Source organism: Variovorax sp. 160MFSha2.1 (genome assembly GCF_048305075.1).
Classification (GTDB): domain Bacteria; phylum Pseudomonadota; class Gammaproteobacteria; order Burkholderiales; family Burkholderiaceae_C; genus Variovorax; species Variovorax guangxiensis.
Map to the genome: position 1 here is coordinate 938,379 of NZ_CP157624.1, position 19,331 is coordinate 957,709.

At 63.8% G+C, this 19,331-nt stretch carries 14 protein-coding genes; 7 read left to right on the forward strand and 7 right to left on the reverse strand.

From position 1 onward, the window contains the following. Positions 1-8 precede the first annotated feature (8 nt). Both ABL838_RS04015 and ABL838_RS04020 read right to left on the reverse strand, forming a co-directional pair. Positions 9-3,785, reverse strand: coding sequence for a glycosyltransferase family 4 protein (locus ABL838_RS04015; RefSeq protein WP_418124279.1), 3,777 nt, complete (start codon positions 3,783-3,785; stop codon positions 9-11). A gap of 3 nt (positions 3,786-3,788) precedes the next feature. Continuing rightward, a complete protein-coding gene (locus ABL838_RS04020) occupies positions 3,789-5,105 on the reverse strand; it encodes an FkbM family methyltransferase (RefSeq protein WP_418124281.1) in 1,317 nt (438 codons plus the stop codon). 265 nt (positions 5,106-5,370) lie between these two features. On the opposite strand from ABL838_RS04020, the gene ABL838_RS04025 reads away from it, so the two are divergent. Beyond that, the gene (locus ABL838_RS04025) at positions 5,371-7,458 is read left to right on the forward strand and encodes a glycosyltransferase family 4 protein (protein WP_418124283.1); all 2,088 of its coding nucleotides are present in this window, start codon (positions 5,371-5,373) and stop codon (positions 7,456-7,458) included. Positions 7,459-7,495: 37 nt separating this feature from the next. Here ABL838_RS04025 and ABL838_RS04030 read toward each other — a convergent pair whose 3' ends face one another. Genes ABL838_RS04030 through ABL838_RS04040 form a run of 3 tightly spaced genes read right to left on the reverse strand, consistent with a single transcriptional unit; the run spans position 7,496 to position 10,419 of the window. After that, positions 7,496-8,197: an ABC transporter ATP-binding protein gene (locus tag ABL838_RS04030; protein WP_418124285.1), complete on the reverse strand. Its 702-nt coding sequence runs from the start codon at positions 8,195-8,197 to the stop codon at positions 7,496-7,498. A gap of 3 nt (positions 8,198-8,200) precedes the next feature. Then, positions 8,201-9,004, reverse strand: a complete 804-nt coding sequence (locus ABL838_RS04035) for an ABC transporter permease (RefSeq protein WP_019656858.1) — start codon at positions 9,002-9,004, stop codon at positions 8,201-8,203. After that, positions 9,001-10,419, reverse strand: coding sequence for a mannose-1-phosphate guanylyltransferase/mannose-6-phosphate isomerase (locus tag ABL838_RS04040; RefSeq protein WP_418124288.1), 1,419 nt, complete (start codon positions 10,417-10,419; stop codon positions 9,001-9,003). Before ABL838_RS04040 ends, ABL838_RS04035 begins: the two co-directional genes overlap by 4 nt. A 220-nt stretch (positions 10,420-10,639) precedes the next feature. On the opposite strand from ABL838_RS04040, the gene ABL838_RS04045 reads away from it, so the two are divergent. Next, positions 10,640-12,502 (forward strand): glycosyltransferase family 2 protein, encoded by a 1,863-nt coding sequence (locus ABL838_RS04045; protein WP_418124290.1) that lies wholly within the window; start codon positions 10,640-10,642, stop codon positions 12,500-12,502. A 10-nt stretch (positions 12,503-12,512) separates the two neighbouring features. Then, positions 12,513-13,496: a glycosyltransferase family 2 protein gene (locus ABL838_RS04050; protein WP_418124292.1), complete on the forward strand. Its 984-nt coding sequence runs from the start codon at positions 12,513-12,515 to the stop codon at positions 13,494-13,496. Between the two features lie 21 nt (positions 13,497-13,517). On the opposite strand, the gene ABL838_RS04055 is transcribed toward ABL838_RS04050, so the two are convergent. Beyond that, positions 13,518-14,267 (reverse strand): glycosyltransferase family 2 protein, encoded by a 750-nt coding sequence (locus ABL838_RS04055; RefSeq protein WP_418124294.1) that lies wholly within the window; start codon positions 14,265-14,267, stop codon positions 13,518-13,520. 45 nt (positions 14,268-14,312) lie between these two features. Between ABL838_RS04055 and ABL838_RS04060 the strand changes: the two genes are divergently transcribed. From ABL838_RS04060 to ABL838_RS04075, 4 genes are all read left to right on the forward strand, one after another. After that, positions 14,313-15,410 (forward strand): glycosyltransferase family 4 protein, encoded by a 1,098-nt coding sequence (locus tag ABL838_RS04060; RefSeq protein ID WP_418124296.1) that lies wholly within the window; start codon positions 14,313-14,315, stop codon positions 15,408-15,410. A 165-nt stretch (positions 15,411-15,575) separates the two neighbouring features. Then, complete coding sequence (argB, locus tag ABL838_RS04065; RefSeq protein ID WP_019656864.1) at positions 15,576-16,469, forward strand: acetylglutamate kinase; 894 nt, start codon at positions 15,576-15,578, stop codon at positions 16,467-16,469. A 68-nt stretch (positions 16,470-16,537) separates the two neighbouring features. Next, on the forward strand, positions 16,538-17,188 hold the full coding sequence (gene slmA, locus ABL838_RS04070) for a nucleoid occlusion factor SlmA (protein ID WP_126021561.1): 651 nt from the start codon (positions 16,538-16,540) through the stop codon (positions 17,186-17,188). A gap of 182 nt (positions 17,189-17,370) precedes the next feature. Continuing rightward, positions 17,371-18,252 carry a DMT family transporter gene (locus ABL838_RS04075; protein ID WP_418124299.1) on the forward strand — a complete coding sequence of 294 codons (882 nt, stop codon included), beginning with the start codon at positions 17,371-17,373 and terminating at the stop codon, positions 18,250-18,252. 20 nt (positions 18,253-18,272) lie between these two features. Here the strand turns inward: ABL838_RS04075 and ABL838_RS04080 are convergent, their stop codons facing one another. Next, on the reverse strand, positions 18,273-19,331 hold the full coding sequence (locus ABL838_RS04080) for a malate/lactate/ureidoglycolate dehydrogenase (RefSeq protein ID WP_418124301.1): 1,059 nt from the start codon (positions 19,329-19,331) through the stop codon (positions 18,273-18,275).

Genomic DNA, 19,331 nt, shown 5'->3' on the forward strand with positions numbered 1-19,331 from the left:
GTTTGAAGTCATTTTGAAGATGGATTGATTGATGGGGATGCCGATACCTTGGCCTGGCAATTCGGGTGAGTGTTTGGTGGTGTGTGATTTACAGGATCGAAGTTGATTGCAGTTTCCAGCTGTCGAGCGCTTTGCTCCCAAGTCAACCATGGCATGGACTGGGTCTTCGGATGCCCATCCTGGGCATGCAATGCCAGCCAGCTCTTGATTGCTGCCGCTAGGCCGCCTGGCTCGCGGCCGTGGAAGTAGGCGGCGTGCGCACCGGCAACCTCCTTGAACACCGGCAGGTCGCGCGCGAGGATCGGCAATCCATGCTGCGCGGCCTCGATCAATGGCAGACCGAATCCTTCTCCTTCGCTTGGTGCCAGGAGGCAGGTGCTCTCGGCATAGATCCGTGCCAAGTATTCGTCGCTCGCTGTTTGAAGAACATGCAGGCCCTTGCCGAGACGAGGATGACTGGAAAGTTGCCGAACGAGATCGTCGACCATCCAGCCAGCCTTGCCAACGATGACCAAGCTGATGTCGAGCCCCTCTCCCCACAGTTGCTCGAATGCGGCCAAAGCCTGCGAGTGGCCTTTGCGAGGCTCGATGGTACCAACCATGAGAAACGACGGGTGCTGCCGCAACTGCGCCAGCAGCTTTTCCGCGTCGTGGGGAAGCCCCTTGTTGGGCAGGCTGTTCTCGATATCCGCACCAATGTGGAAGCTGCGGACCTCCGGAAGGCTTTGACCTTGGGGGATGAGTCTCGACAATACCTCTCGAACATCGATGGCAGTGGCTTCGGAGATACAGACGAACCCATCCGCGACTCGGGTGGCACTTTCAAACCAAGCATTAAATGCTTCACTCATCCCGGGCACCCACCATTCGGGATGATGGATCGGCAGCAAGTCGTACACGAGAAACCAGATTCTCGTGCCGTGTGCCTTGATGCGGGCCTGCACAGACTCCATGGATGGCTGCGAACCCAGATTGAGATCCAGGGCGAGATAACAGTCGTGTGCTTCGAACTTGACGACAGGCTCTTCCGCGCTGGACGTGATGCCGCGAAAGATTCGTGCGACCAGCTTGACCGCGTGCCGGTAGTCGGTTCCGTCGAACCAGATAGGACAGACCGTGGTGTTCTTCGGAGGAGTCTTGAGCAGATTTTGCAGAAGACTGCGGACTACCCGTTGAACACCGGTTCTTGCGTCCGTATGAATGAGCGTGGAAACGTCGAGAAAGAGTCGGGGCTCGGATTTCCAGGCGTATTGCCAATTGCTGTTGACGAAGATGTTCGTGAGATCTTGGGTGCTTTTTGACCAATTGAGCCGAGGAATTCCATCGGAAGGGGGTTCTGCCCCCTGCTCCCTAAGGACAAGCCACTTTTCGATTGCAAGTGCGAGCGCTTCGCTCGTTTCGCCACGAAAATAGTAGGCGTGTCCTGCGGCGACTTCGTGGAAAACAGGAATGTCCCGGGCAATGATGGGAATTCCATGCGATGCCGCTTCGATCAAAGGCAACCCGAAGCCCTCGGCAAAGCTGGGAGCAATCAAGCAGCTGGCAGTTCTGTATAGCGAGTTGAGCGTTGCATCATCGGCATTCTCGAGCCAGAAAAGCCGCGATCCCCGCTCGCGATGTGTTTGCAATTTCAGTGACAAGTCCTCGACAGACCATCCGCATTTTCCGACGATGACCAGGCAGGCGTCGATATTCCTGCTCCACAAGAATTCGAAGGCAGAGAGCAATTGCGCGTGGCCCTTGCGTGGTTCCACCGTTCCGACCGCCAGGAATACGTTCTCGTGCTTCGTGATATTCGAGAGCAACTCCTGTGAAGGAGCCGATGGAGCTTCGACGGTTTTCTTTGATTCATCGAAGCCCAGATGCCACCAGCCTACATTCAGTTGGCGCAATCTCTTTGGTTGTTCGACCTTGAGCCAATTCAGCAAGTCCTCAGCCACATCATTGGAAATGCATATGACACCGTCGGATCGGCAGATCTGACGCACCCATTGCGAGTGAAGGCGCTCTAGGCCGCTGAAGAAATACTGAGGCAGATGGAGCGGCAGCAAGTCATAGAGAACGAAATATGTCCTGATCCCATTCCTTCGCAGGCCCTCGAAGAATTCATGGCGTTGAATGATGGCGTGATGAAGGTCCAGTCCCAGAAAAACGTCGCCGGGACCTGCTTCGATCACATCATCCGCAAGTCCGGCAGCGGAAGTCTTGAGGTCTGCGCCGGCATAGTTGTTCTTGACAAAACGCCTTGCGTAGCGGAAACCGATGTCCTCCGTGCCGGAGTAGATCGGTTCAATCCGAAAGCCGGGCGGCGGCGAGGCAATCAACGATCGAAGTACGCCGTGAACGACACGCTGTACTCCTGATTTCCCATCGCTCTTCAAGACTTCGGAAATATCTACAAGCAATTGCCTGGAAGCGGATCTTGCATCTAGCGCGGCATTGGTCGCGAGAGACTGCGAAACAAGCAGAAGATCGTCCGTGCTCAATCGATCGCCCGCCAGTCGGACGACATTCGTCACTTCCGTCAGGGGGTCGATCCTGTGCGACTTGGTCGTGGCCACTTGTGCCGAGTGGAGCTTCTCCATTGCCAGCAGCGCTCGCTTTGCCGTGTGATCCCAAGAGAACCTCCGTGCCTGCTCGAGGCCATCGGTCTTCAGTCTTGCGAGCAACTCGTCGCTGGACAGCACTGTGCTGATCTTGCGAGTCAGCGCGTCCACGTCCAGGGGATCGAACATGGCTTCTTCGCGTCCCATTACCTCCGGCAGGCTCGTCGTATTCGACGCGAGGGTTGGCGTACCGCACGACATGGCTTCCAAAGCCGGCAAACCAAACCCTTCGGAGATCGAGGGAAAGACGAATAACGAGCAGAGACGATACAGATTGACGAGATCGGAGTCGCTGACACGCCCGGTCAAAATGAAATCTTCGGACCCTAGGCCCCGGCTGCTGGCATGCGCACGGAAGTGGCTTTCGCGGTCAGCGGGCATGCCTCCCACAAAGACCAGCGAATATCCGGCCCTGAGGTCCGGCGCAATCCTCGAGAAGGCGTCGATCAGCCGGAGATGATTCTTGCGTTCATCGGCCCCGCTCGAGTACATGATGAAGCTCTTGGATATCCCGAGCCTGGTTCTGAGACGAGCCTCCTCCGCCTGCGATACCTCGCCTGGGCGGAAGATCTCGTCTGCAGCGGAGGAAATCGAAACGATGCGATCGTTGGAGATGCCAACGTGCTGTTCGGCTTCTCGCGCAGCCGACTCCGAAATTGCCAGGAGTAGATCGGCCCGCTTCAAATGCTCGATTTGGTGCCTGTAGAAGGCTTCAAATGCAGGGTTCGGTGCAAGGTACTGCTCCGGATAGATCAGTGGTATCGCGTCATAGAAACTGACGGCGGTCGGGGCGGAGTTGAGCCGAGAGCGTATCGTGCAGACCGTCTCGTCACCCAAGCCATCGAATAGGCTCGTGACGTGCACGATGTCCGGCTGCAGACACGCGAGAAAGTCTTCCCGGATCAGCGCGGAAATCGAGCGCCGTGCTTCGTTCTCGGGGTGCGCGACGTCGACGGGCCCGGGCGCACGCCAGATGCGGATGTTGTCCTGTGGCACGAGTCCGTCGAGTGCCGCACGCAAGGGCTCGATGGTGTCGGGGAAGCTTCCGTTGAGGGCTACAAGAATCTCGTGGCCGCCAGCGTTTCTCGCCATGGCCTGGGCTAATGCAAGGCTGTATCTGCCGATCCCGCGAAAGCGACTTTCGTTTTGGGCGCCTTGCAAGTCGATGACAATTCTCATGAGTTATTTTGTCTGACTGTGCGCTTCACTCAGAACTGCATAAATCTGTACGGCAGCCGGAGTCAGGTCGTTGATGTTCAATGGGCGTGTAGGGGGTAAATCGTTCCCCGGTCTTTCGATGTTCGCTGGAGGTGGTGCAAGTGCGGCACGAAGCCGCTGATGCACATAGGGGAAGAGCTTCAGACATGCCGAAACGCTACGCTGGAGTCGACTGTGTCTTGCGAGAGAGCGCGCACATACGCGCAGCACGGCTTTGATGCGGTGCTTGATACCGCTCTTGATACGGCCCTCACGGGCGGCTGAGGCCAGCTTGCGGCACAGCGTGCCGACCGAGCGCATGGGCGCAGTGACTTTCCAGGAAGTGCTGTCGAGAACTGCGTCCAAACGATGTTGAACCTCGCTGCACTGGGCCTGCGCAAACTCCAGGGCAGCCGATGCGGCTTGCAGGTCGCGCTGAGCTCGTACCTCGATTTCATGCAGTCTGTGTTGGGCCTGCGCCTCGACCTCGCGCTGCCTGCGCTGTACCTCGGTCTGCGTATTCAAGGCTTCTCTGCGCAGGAGGCGCAGTGTCTCGCCGAGCATCTCCGTTTCGGCGCGATGGGCTTCCAGAAGTCCTCGGCACAGTTCGGAACTGGCCAAGCCGCTCAGACGCACGCCATCGAACACATTGGGAGGCGAGGAAAAGGCCGCCTTCAACTCCGGGTGCTCGGCTGCCACATAGAAGCGATTAAGGCCATCGAAATAGACGAACTCGTAGCGAGCAGCCAGCAGAATGTCCTCGGCGCCCTGATAACGGATTTCGGTGGACATCGGCACGGTCGCCTCGATGACGATGATCCAAGGGCGAAGTGCTTCGCTGTCCCAGCCGCGCAATACGGACTCTTCTAGTCCCTCGACATCAATCTTGAGCCAGTGCACCGGCTGCCCAGTCAGCGATGCGAACGCGGTACGCATGGGCAGCATCGGCGTGGCGACGGTCTGGTGTGCGAGGCCCTGCGTGCGATGGCGGTCGGCGAATTCCTTGATGCCAGTGCTGAGGCCGGTGTCCTCGAACACGTTGAGTTCGAGGATTCCCGCCTGATCCGACAGCGCGAGTTGCAACACTGTTTCATCAGGGCGATCGCGGCGCAGCATATCCGCGTAACGGGGAACCGGCTCGACGTGGATGCCGCGCCAGCCATGCTCGTAGAAAGCCTTGCTGACCGAATCGACGACCGGGTCCTGGGCGCCCACATCGATGTATCTCCCGGCAGGCACGTGCCCGAGTGCGCGCCAGAGCATGACGTCTTCGAAGTTCTGCGCGTATGAGATAAACGTCATCTGGTTGTTAACGAAAGTGCAAAGGGAACTGGCCGCCACAATCGTGGCCGTTCTTCGGAAGCATGCACTCGGAAAGGTGGATGTTTCGCATTTTACGAGGTGAGAATGCGTATTTTTGGGCATCATCTCCCAGCGGATACACCACGATCCGGAAGAATTTACGGTTGCTAGTGAAAGTAAATAACGAATGACAGGGCTAGATTCGCTGCGCCGAAACGTGCGAAGAGTTCCCAAGGCCGCTTTTTGGCTGATGACACCGTGGCGCATGCCCGAGCGAATCCGTTTTCTGCGGGAACGGGCAGCCATGCAGGAGCGGGCGAGGTTGCTGGATGGCCTAGTCGAGAGGGAGCGCTCGCGCCTGGAGTCCCTGGCGCAGGGGAACGCGTCTGCCGCCATGCCGCTGCTGGATTTGTACAGCGACTCCGCATTGTCCGAAGCGGCGGGTCTGCCGCTGCCATCGATTCTTGGCGCCCCCGCCGATTCCAGGGCAGTCGACGACAGGTGGGCCGCGGCACGTTTTTGCATGTCTCTGTTGCGCGGCCGTAAGGACTTGTATGCGAGGTTTCCCTATGCTTTGTCTGAGGCAGCCGACAAAAATACCTTCCTGGCGTGGCTTCAGAGCGACGAAGGTGCGCGGAGCACAGGGCTGACACCTGCTTCGCAGATGCATGTCGTTGGGCTTTTTTCCGGCGATTTTGCCGCGCGGGCGCGGCAGGCGTTCCTGGCCGACGCACGTATCAGACAGGTCTTGCCTCACGGGCTGACCCCCGCCGGCCAGCACGGCCTGTTCGGATGGTTCATGCAGCACGTATGGAGCGAGACCGAGACTCACCTGCGGCGCGAGGAAGTTCTCTGGCTCTTCATGCAGGCGGCCGAGAACCCGAGGATGGAACTGGCGCGGGCATATGAATTTACGCCCGACTGGCAGCGGAGGTTTCCCGATGCGTTGACTGTCTTCGGGTGGCCCGAATTTGCGTCGTGGTTCGTCCGCCACTATGGCGCCGATCCGCGCTGGGTCGATGTTGCCGTCGCTCCCGAGTGGCATGAGCCAGCGCTGCAGTTACGTATCGGGTACGGCGCACGAGGCGCATGGTCGACCAAGTATCCGCTGGCGCTTTCGGATGTTGGTCAGGCGCGCGCACTGATCGGTTGGCTGGGTTCCCCCGAGGGGGATGCCGGCCTGAGTGCCACGGCGCGCCAATGGTGCCAGGCTTTGGATCTGCCGGCAGTGGCGTCGGAGTTGCTCAAGCCGGGCGTGAACATCATCGGCCATTTCTGCTACCCCTCGGGCCTTCGGGTGTCAGTCGAGTCGATCGCGGAGGCACTGGGGCAGGCCGGCGTGGACACGTCGCTGCGCGACCTGCGGACCGATGCGAAGGACGATCCGCATCATGTCGACTTCGGCGGTCCCGAAGTGCACGACATAACTGTCATTCATACGCAGCCCGACCCCTTCTTCCCGGAGTCCTACGCAAGATCCGACCTCGCCGAACGTACGCCCCGCACGTACAGGATCGCCTATTGGTATTGGGAGTTCGACTCCATCCCCGACGCGTGGGTCGATTGCGCGAAACAGGTCGACGAGGTATGGACCGCGACGGAGTTCATCGCGCGCGGCTTGCGCGAGCGGTTGCCCATCCCGGTTCGGACCTTGTTCCCCGGCGTGCGGCTGACTCCGTTCGAGGTGCGAAAGCGCAGCGACTTCGGCCTGGACGAGGATCGCTACACCTTCCTGTTCACGTTCCACATGATGAGTGTCATGGAGCGCAAGAACCCGCTGGGGCTGATCCGAGCTTTCAGGGACGCCTTCCGCAAGGACGACAAGGTCTCGCTGGTGCTCAAGACTTCGTTCGGAGACCGGCATCCGGCGGAATTGCAGAAACTGCGCGATGCTGCCGCCGACTCGAACATCACCGTCATCGACCAGGTGTTCAGCCCCGACGAGGTGCTCTCGCTCATGAACGCCTGCGATGCCTATGTATCGCTGCATCGCAGCGAGGGCCTGGGCCTCACGATGGCCGAGGCCATGCTCATGGGCAAGCCCGTGATCGCCACCAACTTTTCGGGCAATGTCGACTTCATGGATGACGGCAACAGCCTGCTGGTGCCGTACGAGCTCGTAAAGCTCGGCAAGCCCATTCCTCCGTACGACGCCGACCTCGAGTGGGCGGCGCCGTCGGTGGAGCATGCCGCGCAGCTCATGCGCCGTGTGTACGACGATCAGGCGTGGGCGCGCGAGATCGGCGCTCGTGCCAAGGCAAGTGCCGAGGCCAATCTGTCCCTGGAAGCCGCGGGACGGAGGATCAGGGCGCGCCTCGAAGAGATCGAGGCGTTGCGGCGACAGGGACGCTGAGCCGGGCCGGTGGGCTACCGGCCAAGTCAGATGATGATTACTGCTCGACGATCCGCCCGTGCTCGAGGTGGATCACCCTGTTGCACTCCTTGGCGATGAGCTCCGGCGAGTGCGATGCGAGCACCAAGATCCCGGACTTTGAAACCACATCCCGCATCCGCTTCTCGGCCTTCTCGGTGAACTCGGCATCGCCCACCGACAGCCATTCGTCCATCAGCAGGATGTCAGCCTCGACGCTCGTCGAGATCGAGAACGCGAGGCGCATCATCATGCCGGTCGAATAGGTGCGAACAGGCATGTTGACGTATTCGCCCAGACCGCTGAATTCGCAGATCTCGGGCGTGAGGCGATCGATGTCCTTCTTGCTCATGCCCATCACAAGGCCGCGGAGCATGATGTTTTCCACACCTGTAGCGTCCATCTCGATGCCCAGCGAAGGATCGATCAGGCTGGCAACCGTGCCCTGACGAGTGAATTCACCCGACGACGGCTCGTATACCCCGGCGAGCGTGCGCAGAAGCGTCGACTTGCCCGCCCCGTTGTGGCCGACCAGACCGAGCCGATCCCCGCTCTTGAGTTCGAGGTTGATGCCGCTGAGCGCCTGCACCACGGTCACGCCGGTTTCCTTGCCGAAACGCCCGCCGGTCACCGAGGCAGCGAGCGTCTTCTTGAGCGAGTTCGCGCCGGCTCCGTAGATCGGGAAATTGACGGAGACGTTCTTGAGGGAAATGAATGCCATGGATCAGAGCCAGTAGACGACGCGGCGACGGTACTTCGAGAAAATCAGGATGGCCAGGGTTAGGCAAACCGCCGTCCAGAACAGGATGCCGATCCAGCTGTGGATGTGCGCGGTGCCGCCCATCAGGGGCGTGCGAAGCAGGTCGAGCATCTGCGCGAATGGGTTCCACAGCACGTACTTGGCGCGGCCGGGGAGGTTCTCGGGCAGCCAGAAGACCGGCGTGAGAAACATCAGCATCTGCATCACGCTGGTGATGATCTGGGTGACGTCGCGGTAGCGTGTGCAGATCAGCCCCAGCAGCAGGCCGAGCGCATGCGCATTGATGATCAGGATGGCAAAGGCCGGCAGCACGAGCAGCACCGACCAGGACAGCGACACGCCAGCCCAGATCGCCACGGGTATGTAGAGCACGATCTGGTGAGCGAACTGGATCAGGTTGCGTGCGAGGCTGCGCCACACGAACAGGCTGATCGGAAAGTAGCCCTGCTTGAGATAGTTGGACGACCCGATGAACGCGTTGCAGGCGTCCGTCACGATGCTGGAGAAGAAGCCCCAGAAGATGATGCCCAGCGCCAAGTGCGGGAAGAAGCGGGAGAGCTCGGTGCCGAACAGAGAACTGTAGAGCGGCCCCATGCCGGCGATCATCACGCCCATGCTCAGCGTGAGCCACATCGGCCCGAGCATCGATCGGCGATAGCGCAGGACGATGTCGAACCAGGCGAGGGTCCACCAGATGTCTGTGCGGCGGGTGCCCTGCCACCAGTCGGAAAGGGCGCTTCGATGAAGATTGGAGTGGACTTGACTCATGTACGGCCGTAGGTGTCTGCGAGGCGGACGATGTCGTCCTCGCCCAGGTACCCGCCGCATTGGACTTCGATGAGCACCAGTTCCTCATCGCCGATGTTGGTCAGGCGATGTTTTTCCTTCAGGGGAATGTAGCGATATTGACCGGGGAGGGTTTCGTACTCGGTTTCTCCGATCTGCACGATGCCACGGCCCTGAACCACCACCCAGTGCTCGGCGCGCTGGTGGTGATACTGCAGCGACAGCGCCTCGCCGGGTCGCACCGTGATGCGTTTGACCTTATAGCCCTCTTCTTCCTTGAGCGATGCGTAGGTTCCCCAGGGACGATGGACCACGGGCGGAAGGTGCACCGTCTCGTGCTTGCGGGCCTTGAGCACGTCGACGACCTTCTTCACCTTCTGCGCGCTGTCCTTGTGAAGCACCAGCAGCGCATCGGGCGTGTCGACGATCACGAGGTCGCGGACCCCCACGGTGGCAACGACCTTCGGGCCATAGCTCTCGACCTGTACGTGCGTGCCCGTGGTATCCAGAGCAACGACGTCGTCGGGGAGGGTGTTGCCGCTGGCGTCAGGCGTCAGCGCGTTGGAGACTGCGGGCCAGGAGCCCACGTCGCTCCACCCGAACTTGGCGGGGACTACATGTACGTTGGAAGCGTGCTCCAGCACCGCGTAATCAATGCTGATATCCGGCTGCAGGCCGAACGCGTGCAGGTCGAAATTGACCGAGTTGCCTACGGATTTCGAGGTTTCCAACGCATGCCGCGCCGCCCTGATGACATCGGGGGCGTGCTTCTCGAGTGCAGCGACGATCGTGTCCGCCGTGAAGGCGAACATGCCGCTGTTCCAGTAGTAGCGGCCCGTGGCGAGGTACTTCTGAGCGGTCTCGAGGTCGGGCTTCTCTACGAAGCGCTTGACCGACTGGCTTTCGCGCGAGACGTGCTCGACCTCGATGTAGCCGAAGCCGGTGTCGGGACTGGTCGGGCTCACGCCGAACACGACGAGGTTACCTTCCTGCGCCAGGCGGAAGGCCTCGGTAGCGCTGGCGACGAAGGCTTCCACGTCCGGAACGAGGTGGTCTGCGGACAGGACGAGCATCACCGTGTCGCCGCTGAACTGGCGAGCACACTGAAGCGCGGCCAGCGCAATTGCCGGGCCGGTATTGCGCCCCTTGGGTTCGAGGAGGAAAGTCGTCGATGGCGGGTCGCTCATCTGCCCGAGCACGTCCTTCGTCAGGAACAGGTGATCCTTGTTGGTCACGATCATCAGGTCACCGGTGCCGCAGGCCTGCCCGCGTTCGACGGCCTGTTGAAGCAGCGTGGAATCCCCGAGCTTCATGAACGGCTTGGGAAAGGCCTGGCGCGAAGCGGGCCAGAGTCTGGAACCGGCGCCTCCCGAAAGCACCACAGAGAGTAACCTCATCGTTTTCCTTTAGCTTTTTAACCGGCCAATTTTAAGGGAGCCCCCCGGAGGGCTTGGCGGGACGGACGAAACGTCGGCCTTCGGCCCTCTTGTTGCAGCTGGTTGCGCAGATAATCCCCTGCCGCAAGGCCCGCGACGCCAGGTTCCGGCATCGCCCCGGCTGATTCAGCTTTTCCTCAAGGCTCCGCCCGCATGCCGCGAGGCGGTGCCCAATCTCTTTATGAAATCTGTCTATCGATTCATCCTCGGCCTGGCCGGACTCTGGCAAGGCCCCGGAATGATGGGGCGCGTGCAGCGGGCATGGCGAATGTTCAAGAAGTCGGGCTGGCCGGGCATCCGCTGGGAACTTGGCCGGCGTTTCGGGGGCTACAACGATTACACGAAGTGGGTGTACCGCTACGACACCCTGACGCCCGAACTGCGCGAGAAGATCGTCCAGCGGGTGGCCGCCATGACCGACCGGCCGCTGATCTCGGTCGTGATGCCCACCTACAACCCCAACCCGGCCTGGCTGCGCGAAGCGATCGAGTCGGTGCGCGGCCAGATCTACCCGAACTGGGAGCTCTGCATTGCAGACGACGCATCCCCGTCGGCAGAGGTGCGCGAGATCCTCAAGTCGTACAGCGAGAGCGATCCGCGCATCACGGTCGTGTTCCGGCCGAAGAACGGCCACATTTCGGCCGCTTCCAACAGCGCGCTCGAACTGGTTTCCGGTCCTTGGGTCGCGCTCATGGACCACGACGACCTGCTGCCGGCCCATGCGCTTTTCTGGGTGGCCGATTGCATCGCGGCCCACCCCGACGTGAAGCTGATTTACTCAGACGAGGACAAGGTCGATGAAGCCGGCCATCGTTTCGGGCCTTATTTCAAGTCCGACTGGAACGTCGATCTCTTCCGCTCGCAGAACATGTTCAGCCACCTTGGCGTGCTCTCGACCGAACTCATGCGTTCGGTCGGCGGCTTCCGCGTGGGCATGGAAGGCTCGCAGGACTGGGACCTGGTGCTGCGGTGCATGGAACGCGTCGAGCCGGGCCAGATCCGCCACATTCCGCGCGTTCTGTACCACTGGCGCGTGCATGTGGAGAGCACGGCCAAGTCGATGAACGCCAAGCCCTATGCCGCCATCGCGGGCGAGCGGGCGCTGAACGAGCACTTCGAGCGAACCGGTGTGCGGGCCACGGCCGAGCACCTCGACTTCGGCTATCGCGTGCATTACGCATTGCCGGATGTCTTACCGTTGGTTTCCGTGATCATCCCGACGCGCAACGCGTTGCAGCTCACGCGGCAGTGCGTGCAGTCGATCCTGGAGAAGACGAGCTATTCGAACTACGAGATCATCATCGTCGACAACGGCTCCGATGATCCGGACACCCTGGCCTGGTTCAAGCGTATCGCCTCCGAAAAGCCGAATGTCCGCGTGCTGCGCGACGACCGCGACTTCAACTACGCGGCGCTGAATAACGGCGCGGTATCGGTTGCCAATGGCGAGCTCGTGGCACTGGTCAACAACGACATCGAAGTCATCACGCCTGATTGGCTAGGCGAAATGGTCAGTCTCGCGCTGCAACCGGGCGTCGGGGCAGTGGGTGCGCGGTTGTGGTTCCCGAACAGGACGCTGCAGCACGCGGGCGTGATCCTCGGCGTAGGCGGCATTGCCGCCCACTCACATCGCCGCATGCCGATGGGCCGTGAAGGCTATGCCGGCCGCGCGGCGCTGATCCAGACGCTCTCCGCGGTCACTGCGGCCTGCCTCGTGATCCGCAAGAGCCACTACCTCGAGGTTGGCGGGCTCGATGAAGTGCATTTGAAGGAATCCTTCAACGACATCGACTTCTGCCTGCGCCTGCGCGAGGCGGGCCTGCGCAACGTGTGGACGCCCTATGCGGAGCTGTTCCACTACGAGTCGGCCACCCGCGCCAAGGACGTTTCGCCTCAGAAGCAGGCCCAGTTCCAGGAAGAAGCTGCATACATGCACGAGCGCTGGGGCGACCTGATCCAGAACGACCCCGCCTACAGCCCCAATCTCATGCTGGCCCGCGAAGACTTCAGCTACGCCTGGCCCCCTCGCGTGGCTCCGGTCTGATCGAGGTCCGATGCCTCTCGCAGTCTCCGTCGCCCTCTGCACCCGCAACGGCGCACGCTATCTCCCCGAGCAGCTGCGCAGCATCTGCGCTCAGGAGCCGCTGCCGCAAGAGATCGTCGTGTCCGACGACGGCTCCACCGACGACACGCTGGCGGTGGTGCGCGACATCCTCGCCCAGTGCGGCGTTGCCGACCGCATCGTGCTGCGCGTGTTCAGCAACTCCCCGCCGCTGGGCGTCACGCGCAATTTCGAGCAGGCGGTGCGCGCCTGCAGCCACGACCTCATCGCGCTGTGCGACCAGGACGACGTCTGGCACCCCGGGCGGCTGGCGGGCATGGTGGCGCAGTTCGAGGCGCGGCCCGATCTGCTGCTGCTCCACACGGACGCACGCCTGGTCGACGGCGATCTGAAGCCGCTGGGCTCCACGCTCTTCCATGCGCTCGAGGTGCAGCCGGCCGAGTTGCAGGCCATTGCGGGCGGCGAGGCCTTTGGCGTGCTGCTGCGCCGCAATCTGGTGACCGGTGCGACGACTATGTTCCGCAGGAGCCTGCTCGATGCGGCGCTGCCGTTCTCGCCCGAGTGGGTGCACGACGAGTGGCTCGCCGCTATTGCCGCTGCCACGGGCCGCATGGACGTGCTGCCCGAGCCGACCATCGACTACCGTCAGCACGGCAACAACCAAATCGGCGCGCGTCGGCTGACGCTGTCCGAGAAGGTGGCGAAGGCTTTCGTGGAGCGGGGCGACAAGCATGTGGCGCGGCTGCGGCGGGCCGAGGCGCTGTTGCAGCGGCTGCAGCAGCTCGGCGACCGGGTACGGCCGGGCTGCCTGGATGCGCAGCGCGCCAAGGTTGCGCACCAGCGGTTCAGGGCGGGATTGCCGGCGGCGCGTCCGCTGCGCGTGCTCCCGATCCTCCTGGAGGCCGCGCGCGGCCGCTATGAACGCTTCGGCCGTGGCAAGCAGGCCATCGTGCAGGACGTTTTCGAGCGCGGCTGACCGTCCCGGCTGAAGGGCCGGCTAGCGGCCCTGCAGTCGCAGGTATCGCCAGAACGAGGCCGACAGCCACACCTTCAGCAGGCTGGTCACGTGCCAGTACAGGTACTTCCTGCTGCGGTGGCTCTCGCGCTGCGCGTCGTGCCGGGCGAGCAGGTTCTCGCCCACCTGCAGCTTCCAGCCCGCCAGGCGGGTGCGGGCGCAGATGTCGAAGTCCTCGCCGTACATGAAGAACTTCTCGTCGAAGCCGCCGACCTGCCGGTAGGCCTTGCTGCGAAAGAGCATGAACAGGCCTGGAATCCATGCCGGCACCGTCGGTCGCACGTAGCCGGGCTTCTTTCTTCCGACGATTTCCAGCGGCGTCAGCAGTGCCCGGTGCGGTTCGGGCTCCGTCTTGCCGGGCTCCAGGATGCGCGGCGTCAGCAGGCCGGCGTCCGTCGCGGCCTGCGCGAGCAGTGGCGACAGCACGTCGTTGTCGAAGCGGATGTCGGGGTTCAGCACCAGGAACCACTCGGTGCCGCAGCGTTCGAAGGCCTGGTTGTGATTGGCGCCGAAGCCCTTGGGGCTCGCGTTCTCGATCCGCTCCACCGCGAAGCCCCAGGTTCGGCCCGCAAGCAGGTCGGCTTCGGGGATGTTCAATGTAAGCAAAACCTTGTCGATGACGGCGCGGCTGTGCCTGTCCAGCTGCTCCAGCAGCGGCAGCACCAGCGCGAGCTGGCCGTGGCTCACGATCGAAATGGTGATGGGAGGGCGGGAGGAGGGGGGCGTGGGCATGGTCTAATTTCGCCCGGGAATTCTAGGGTTCCCCAAACCCCACACATGATTGCTCTGATCGTCATCAGTTTCTTCGTCGCCGCCTTCTCGGTCCAGGTGTTCATGCGACGTGCGCGGCGGCATGCCCGCATCTACGGCGCCGACATGCCCCAGCGCTTCCACAAGGGCCACGTGCCGCGCCTGGGCGGCGCGGGCATCCTGATGGGCATGGGCGTGGCCTGGCTGGCTGCCGGCATCACCGGCACCGACCCGTTCAACGTCTCCTGGCCGGTCTCGACCTCGATGCTCACGCTGGTGTGCATCCTGCCCGCGGTGCTCGGCGGCATCGTCGAGGACGTTACCCAGCGCGTGAAGGTGCGCTACCGGCTGGGGCTGACCATCGGCTCGGCGCTGCTGGTGTGCTGGCTGCTGGGGCTGGGCGTGGCGCGCACCGGCTTCGAGACGGTCGACGGCTGGCTGGCGATGGTTCCCTATGCCACCGTGCTCTTCGCGGCCCTGGCCATCGGCGGCCTGCCGCATGCCTTCAACATCATCGACGGCTACAACGGGCTCGCGGGCACGGTCGCCGTGCTGGTCTGTCTGGCAATCTCGCACGTGGCGCTGCAGGTCGGCGACCGGCAGCTGGCGGCCATGGTGGTCTGCCTGGTCGGCGCCACCTTCGGCTTCCTGGTGTGGAACTACCCGCGCGGCAAGATCTTCGCCGGCGACGGCGGTGCCTACGTCTGGGGCATGGTGATCGCCGTGGCCTGCGTGACGCTGGTGCAGCGCCATCGCGTGGTGTCGCCCTGGTTCCCGATGCTGTTGCTGATCTACCCGGTGTGGGAGACGCTGTTCTCCATCTACCGCAAGCTGGCACGTGGGCAGTCGCCGGGCACGGCCGACGCGCTGCACTTCCATCAGCTGATCTTCCGCCGCATCGTGCGCGTGGCCTTCGCGGACGACGAGGCCCGCCAGCTGCTGGCGCGCAACAACCGCACCTCGCCCTACCTGTGGATGTTCGCGGCCCTGTCGGTGGTGCCGGCGGTGCTGTTCTGGAACAACACGATCGTGCTGATGTTCTTCTGCCTGCTGTTCGTGACCACCTACGTGGGCGCCTATCTGATGATCGTGCGCTTCAAGGTCCCCCGCTGGCTGAGGCCGTGACTGGCAAACCCCCAGGCTTCGCGCACTCAGTGTCGCGCGCCTTCCCTTTTGCAGGGGGCAACACCGGTTCCACGGTGTTCCCCGCGCAGTCAGCCGGCTGTCACCGGGATTGCGCGAGAATTTGAGCCTCACCTGATCGTCCACCGCTTCGGAGCCTGACCGCCCATGACCGACCCCGTCCTCAACATCCCCCCGCGCGACAAGGCCGAGATCCTGGCCCAGGCGCTGCCGTACATCCGCAAGTTCCACGGCAAGACCATCGTCATCAAGTACGGCGGCAACGCCATGACCGACCCGGCGCTGCAGGCCGACTTTGCCGAAGACGTGGTGCTGCTCAAGCTGGTGGGCATGAACCCGGTGGTGGTGCACGGCGGCGGCCCGCAGATCGAGGCGGCGCTGAACCGCCTGGGCAAGAAGGGCAGCTTCATCCAGGGCATGCGCGTGACCGACGCCGAGACCATGGAAGTCGTCGAATGGGTGCTGGCCGGCGAGGTGCAGCAGGACATCGTGGGCCTGATCAACCAGGCCGGCGGCAAGGCCGTGGGCCTGACCGGTCGCGACGGCGGCCTGATCCGCGCGCAGAAACTCAAGATGGCCGACCGCAACGATCCCAACGTGCACCACGACGTGGGCCAGGTCGGCGACATCGTCTCCATCGACCCCAGCGTGGTCAAGGCGCTGCAGGACGACGCGTTCATCCCGGTGGTCAGCCCCATCGGCTTCGGCGAGGAGAACGAGAGCTACAACATCAACGCCGACGTCGTCGCCGGCAAGCTCGCCACCGTGCTCAAGGCCGAGAAGCTCATGCTGCTGACCAACACGCCCGGCGTGCTCGACAAGGACGGCAAGCTGCTCACCAACCTGAGCGCCCGCGAGATCGACGACCTGTTCGCCGACGGCACCATCTCCGGCGGCATGCTGCCCAAGATCGAAGGCGCGCTCGACGCGGCCAAGAGCGGCGTGAACGCGGTCCACATCATCGACGGCCGCGTGCCGCACGCGATGCTGCTGGAGATTCTGACCGACCAGGCCTACGGGACGATGATCCGCGCCCGTTGAGCCCGGCGTGGGCGCGTGCTCACTGCGCTGTGCGAGAATCAATTGATTACATCTTTGCACGCGCTCCCATGCAGAACGAAGAGACGACCAGTGCTTCCGGCGTAGAGACCCCTGCGGAAACGACCACTCCCCCGGCGCGCAAGCGCCCCAAGCCGGGCGAGCGGCGCGTGCAGATCCTGCAGGCGCTCGCCTCCATGCTGGAGCAGCCGGGCGCAGAGCGGGTCACCACCGCCGCGCTGGCCGCACGGCTCGAAGTGAGCGAAGCTGCGCTCTATCGCCATTTCGCGAGCAAGGCCCAGATGTTCGAGGGCCTGATCGATTTCATCGAGCAGAGCGTCTTCACGCTCGTCAACCAGATCCTCGAGCGCGAGGGCGCCACCGGCGCCCAGCAGGCCGCGCGCATCCTCACGCTGCTCGTGCAGTTCGCCGAACGCAACCCCGGCATGACCCGCGTCATGGTGGGCGACGCGCTGGTCTACGAGAACGAGCGCCTGCAGCAGCGCATGAACCAGTTCTTCGACAAGATCGAATCCACGCTGCGCCAGGTGCTGCGCGGCGCCGCCGCGGCCGACGGCTCGGCCACGCCCAGCGTCGACGCCCAGGTGCGCGCCGCGGCGCTCACGGCCTTCGTGGTGGGGCAGCTGCAGCGCTTCGCGCGCTCGGGCTTCCGCCGCGCGCCGTCCGAGCACCTGGAAGCGACGATCGCGCTGATCGTCTGACGGGGTACCCTGCAGGGGCCCTGGCCGGCTCGCCTCGAGCTCTCGGGCGGAGTAGCATCGTCCAGCCCCTCGCCGCCAGCCCAGGTGGCGAGCCGATGTTTGCCCCGATTGCCTCGACGGAGGGCGCATGAGCCATGGCACGGTCGGTCCGATGGAGCCCCGCCTGTGGCGGGTGTGCGAGCATGCCTGACGCGGCGAGTGCTCCCCAAGGTCTGCGGACCATCCTCCTCACGACGGTGGCCATGCTCGCATTCGCGGCCAACTCCCTGCTGTGCCGGCTCGCGTTGCAACACAAGGGCATCGACCCCGCGAGCTTCGGCAGCGTCAGGCTCGTGGCGGGAGCGCTCATGCTGGGGCTCATCGTGCGCTTCAGGGCGCAGCCGCAGGCCTCGCCGGCTCGCGTGGACTGGCTGGCCGCCTTCATGCTGTTCGGCTACGTCGCCTTCTTCTCCTTCGCCTACCTCAGCCTGCCGGCGGGCACGGGTGCGCTGATCCTGTTCGGCGCGGTCCAGCTGACGATGTTCGGCGTGGGCCTGCGCTCCGGCACCGAGCGCTTCGGGGCGCTCGCGTGGCTCGGCTTCGCGATGGCGGCGGGCGGGCTCGTCTACCTGGTGCTGCCGGGCATTGCCGCGCCGCCGCTGCTGGGCGCCGCGCTGATGGCGGTCGCTGGCGTGGCCTGGGGTGTGTATTCGCTGCGCGGCCGTGGCGTGGCCGATCCGCTGGCTGCCACCGCGCGCAACTTCACGCGTGCGGTGCCGCTCGCACTGGCGCTGAGCCTCGTGTTCGCGGCCAGCGCCCGCGCGGACGCGACCGGCCTCGTGCTCGCTGTCGCCTCCGGTGCGCTGACCTCAGGGCTCGGCTACGTGGTCTGGTACGCGGCCCTGAGCCGCCTTGGCGCCATGCGCGCGGCCACCGTGCAGCTGTCGGTGCCGCTGCTGGCGGCGTTCGGCGGCGTGATGTTCCTGTCGGAGGCGATCACGCCGCGGCTGGCGGCGGCCTCCGTGGCAATCCTGGGCGGCATCGCGCTCGTGCTCGGCCAGAAGGCGCGAAGCGCCCGTCCTTAGGCTGGATGGCCGGCCAGGGGCTACGAGACCTGCACGCCCACCTTCGCGCCCGCCGCGACGATCTCCCCCCAGGTCGCATCGTCCACCCAGATCCCGTCTTTGCGCCGCGCCGATCGCGCCTTGCGCTCCGGCTCGCCCGCGATCTGCACTTCTTCGAAGCCCTGCCCGGGCGGGCTCTGCCTCAGCCAGGCGACGAACTCGCGGGCCTCCTCGTCGAAGGATTTCTGCGTGCCCAGCTTCGCCGGGTCAATCAGCACCGTGAGCATGCCGTTGAGCACGGTGCGCGCCGTGTCCGCCTGCCGATGCCAGGTGCCGCCGCCGGTGAGCGCGCCGCCGAGCAGCTCGCAGGCCACGGCCATGCCGTAGCCCTTGTGCTCGCCGAAGGTCATGAGCGCGCCGAAGAGGCCGTTGCCCTGCGGCACCACCACCACGCCGGGGTCGTTGGTGGGCGCGCCTTTTTCGTCGATCAGGTAGCCGTCGGGCACACGCTCGCCCTTGTTGTGCGCCACGCGCATCTTGCCCTGCGCCACGCGGCTGGTCGCGTAGTCGAGCACGAAGGGCTCCGCGCCTGCGAGCGGAATGCCGATGCAGCACGGGTTGGTGCCGAAGCGCCCGTCGCCGCCGCCCCAGGGCGCGACCACCGGCCGCGAGAGCACGTTGACGAAGTGCATCGACACCAGCCCCTGCGCCGTCGCCATTTCCGCGAAGTGACCGATGCGCCCCAGATGGTGCGCATGCGCCAGCGTGAAGATGCAGCTGCCGTGCTGCTTCGCGCGCGCGATGCCCAGCTCCATTGCCTGCACGCCGACAATCTGGCCGTAGCCGTGTTGGCCGTCCAGGCCCATCAGCGTGCCGATGTCGAGGTTCACGCGCACCGCGGCGTTCGGCTTCAGGCCGCCCTCGGCCACTGCGTCGACATATCGAGGCAGCATGCCCACGCCGTGCGAGTCGTGCCCGCTCAGGTTGGCCAGCACCAGGTTGGCCGCCACCTGCCGGGCCTCGGCGGGCGAGCTGCCCGCGGCTTCGAGGATGCGGGCGACGGTGGCCTGCAGGTGGTCGGCCTTGAGCGTATGGGACAT

Excerpts from the sequence above, each read along its gene's own strand:
- ABL838_RS04015 (WP_418124279.1), bottom strand. The coding sequence starts at position 3,785 with ATGAGAATTGTCATCGACTTGCAAGGCGCCCAAAACGAAAGTCGCTTT.
- ABL838_RS04020 (WP_418124281.1), bottom strand. The coding sequence starts at position 5,105 with ATGACGTTTATCTCATACGCGCAGAACTTCGAAGACGTCATGCTCTGG.
- ABL838_RS04025 (WP_418124283.1), top strand. The coding sequence starts at position 5,371 with ATGCCCGAGCGAATCCGTTTTCTGCGGGAACGGGCAGCCATGCAGGAG.
- ABL838_RS04030 (WP_418124285.1), bottom strand. The coding sequence starts at position 8,197 with ATGGCATTCATTTCCCTCAAGAACGTCTCCGTCAATTTCCCGATCTAC.
- ABL838_RS04035 (WP_019656858.1), bottom strand. The coding sequence starts at position 9,004 with ATGAGTCAAGTCCACTCCAATCTTCATCGAAGCGCCCTTTCCGACTGG.
- ABL838_RS04040 (WP_418124288.1), bottom strand. The coding sequence starts at position 10,419 with ATGAGGTTACTCTCTGTGGTGCTTTCGGGAGGCGCCGGTTCCAGACTC.
- ABL838_RS04045 (WP_418124290.1), top strand. The coding sequence starts at position 10,640 with ATGAAATCTGTCTATCGATTCATCCTCGGCCTGGCCGGACTCTGGCAA.
- ABL838_RS04050 (WP_418124292.1), top strand. The coding sequence starts at position 12,513 with ATGCCTCTCGCAGTCTCCGTCGCCCTCTGCACCCGCAACGGCGCACGC.
- ABL838_RS04055 (WP_418124294.1), bottom strand. The coding sequence starts at position 14,267 with ATGCCCACGCCCCCCTCCTCCCGCCCTCCCATCACCATTTCGATCGTG.
- ABL838_RS04060 (WP_418124296.1), top strand. The coding sequence starts at position 14,313 with ATGATTGCTCTGATCGTCATCAGTTTCTTCGTCGCCGCCTTCTCGGTC.
- argB (WP_019656864.1), top strand. The coding sequence starts at position 15,576 with ATGACCGACCCCGTCCTCAACATCCCCCCGCGCGACAAGGCCGAGATC.
- slmA (WP_126021561.1), top strand. The coding sequence starts at position 16,538 with ATGCAGAACGAAGAGACGACCAGTGCTTCCGGCGTAGAGACCCCTGCG.
- ABL838_RS04075 (WP_418124299.1), top strand. The coding sequence starts at position 17,371 with ATGCCTGACGCGGCGAGTGCTCCCCAAGGTCTGCGGACCATCCTCCTC.
- ABL838_RS04080 (WP_418124301.1), bottom strand. The coding sequence starts at position 19,331 with ATGTCCCATACGCTCAAGGCCGACCACCTGCAGGCCACCGTCGCCCGC.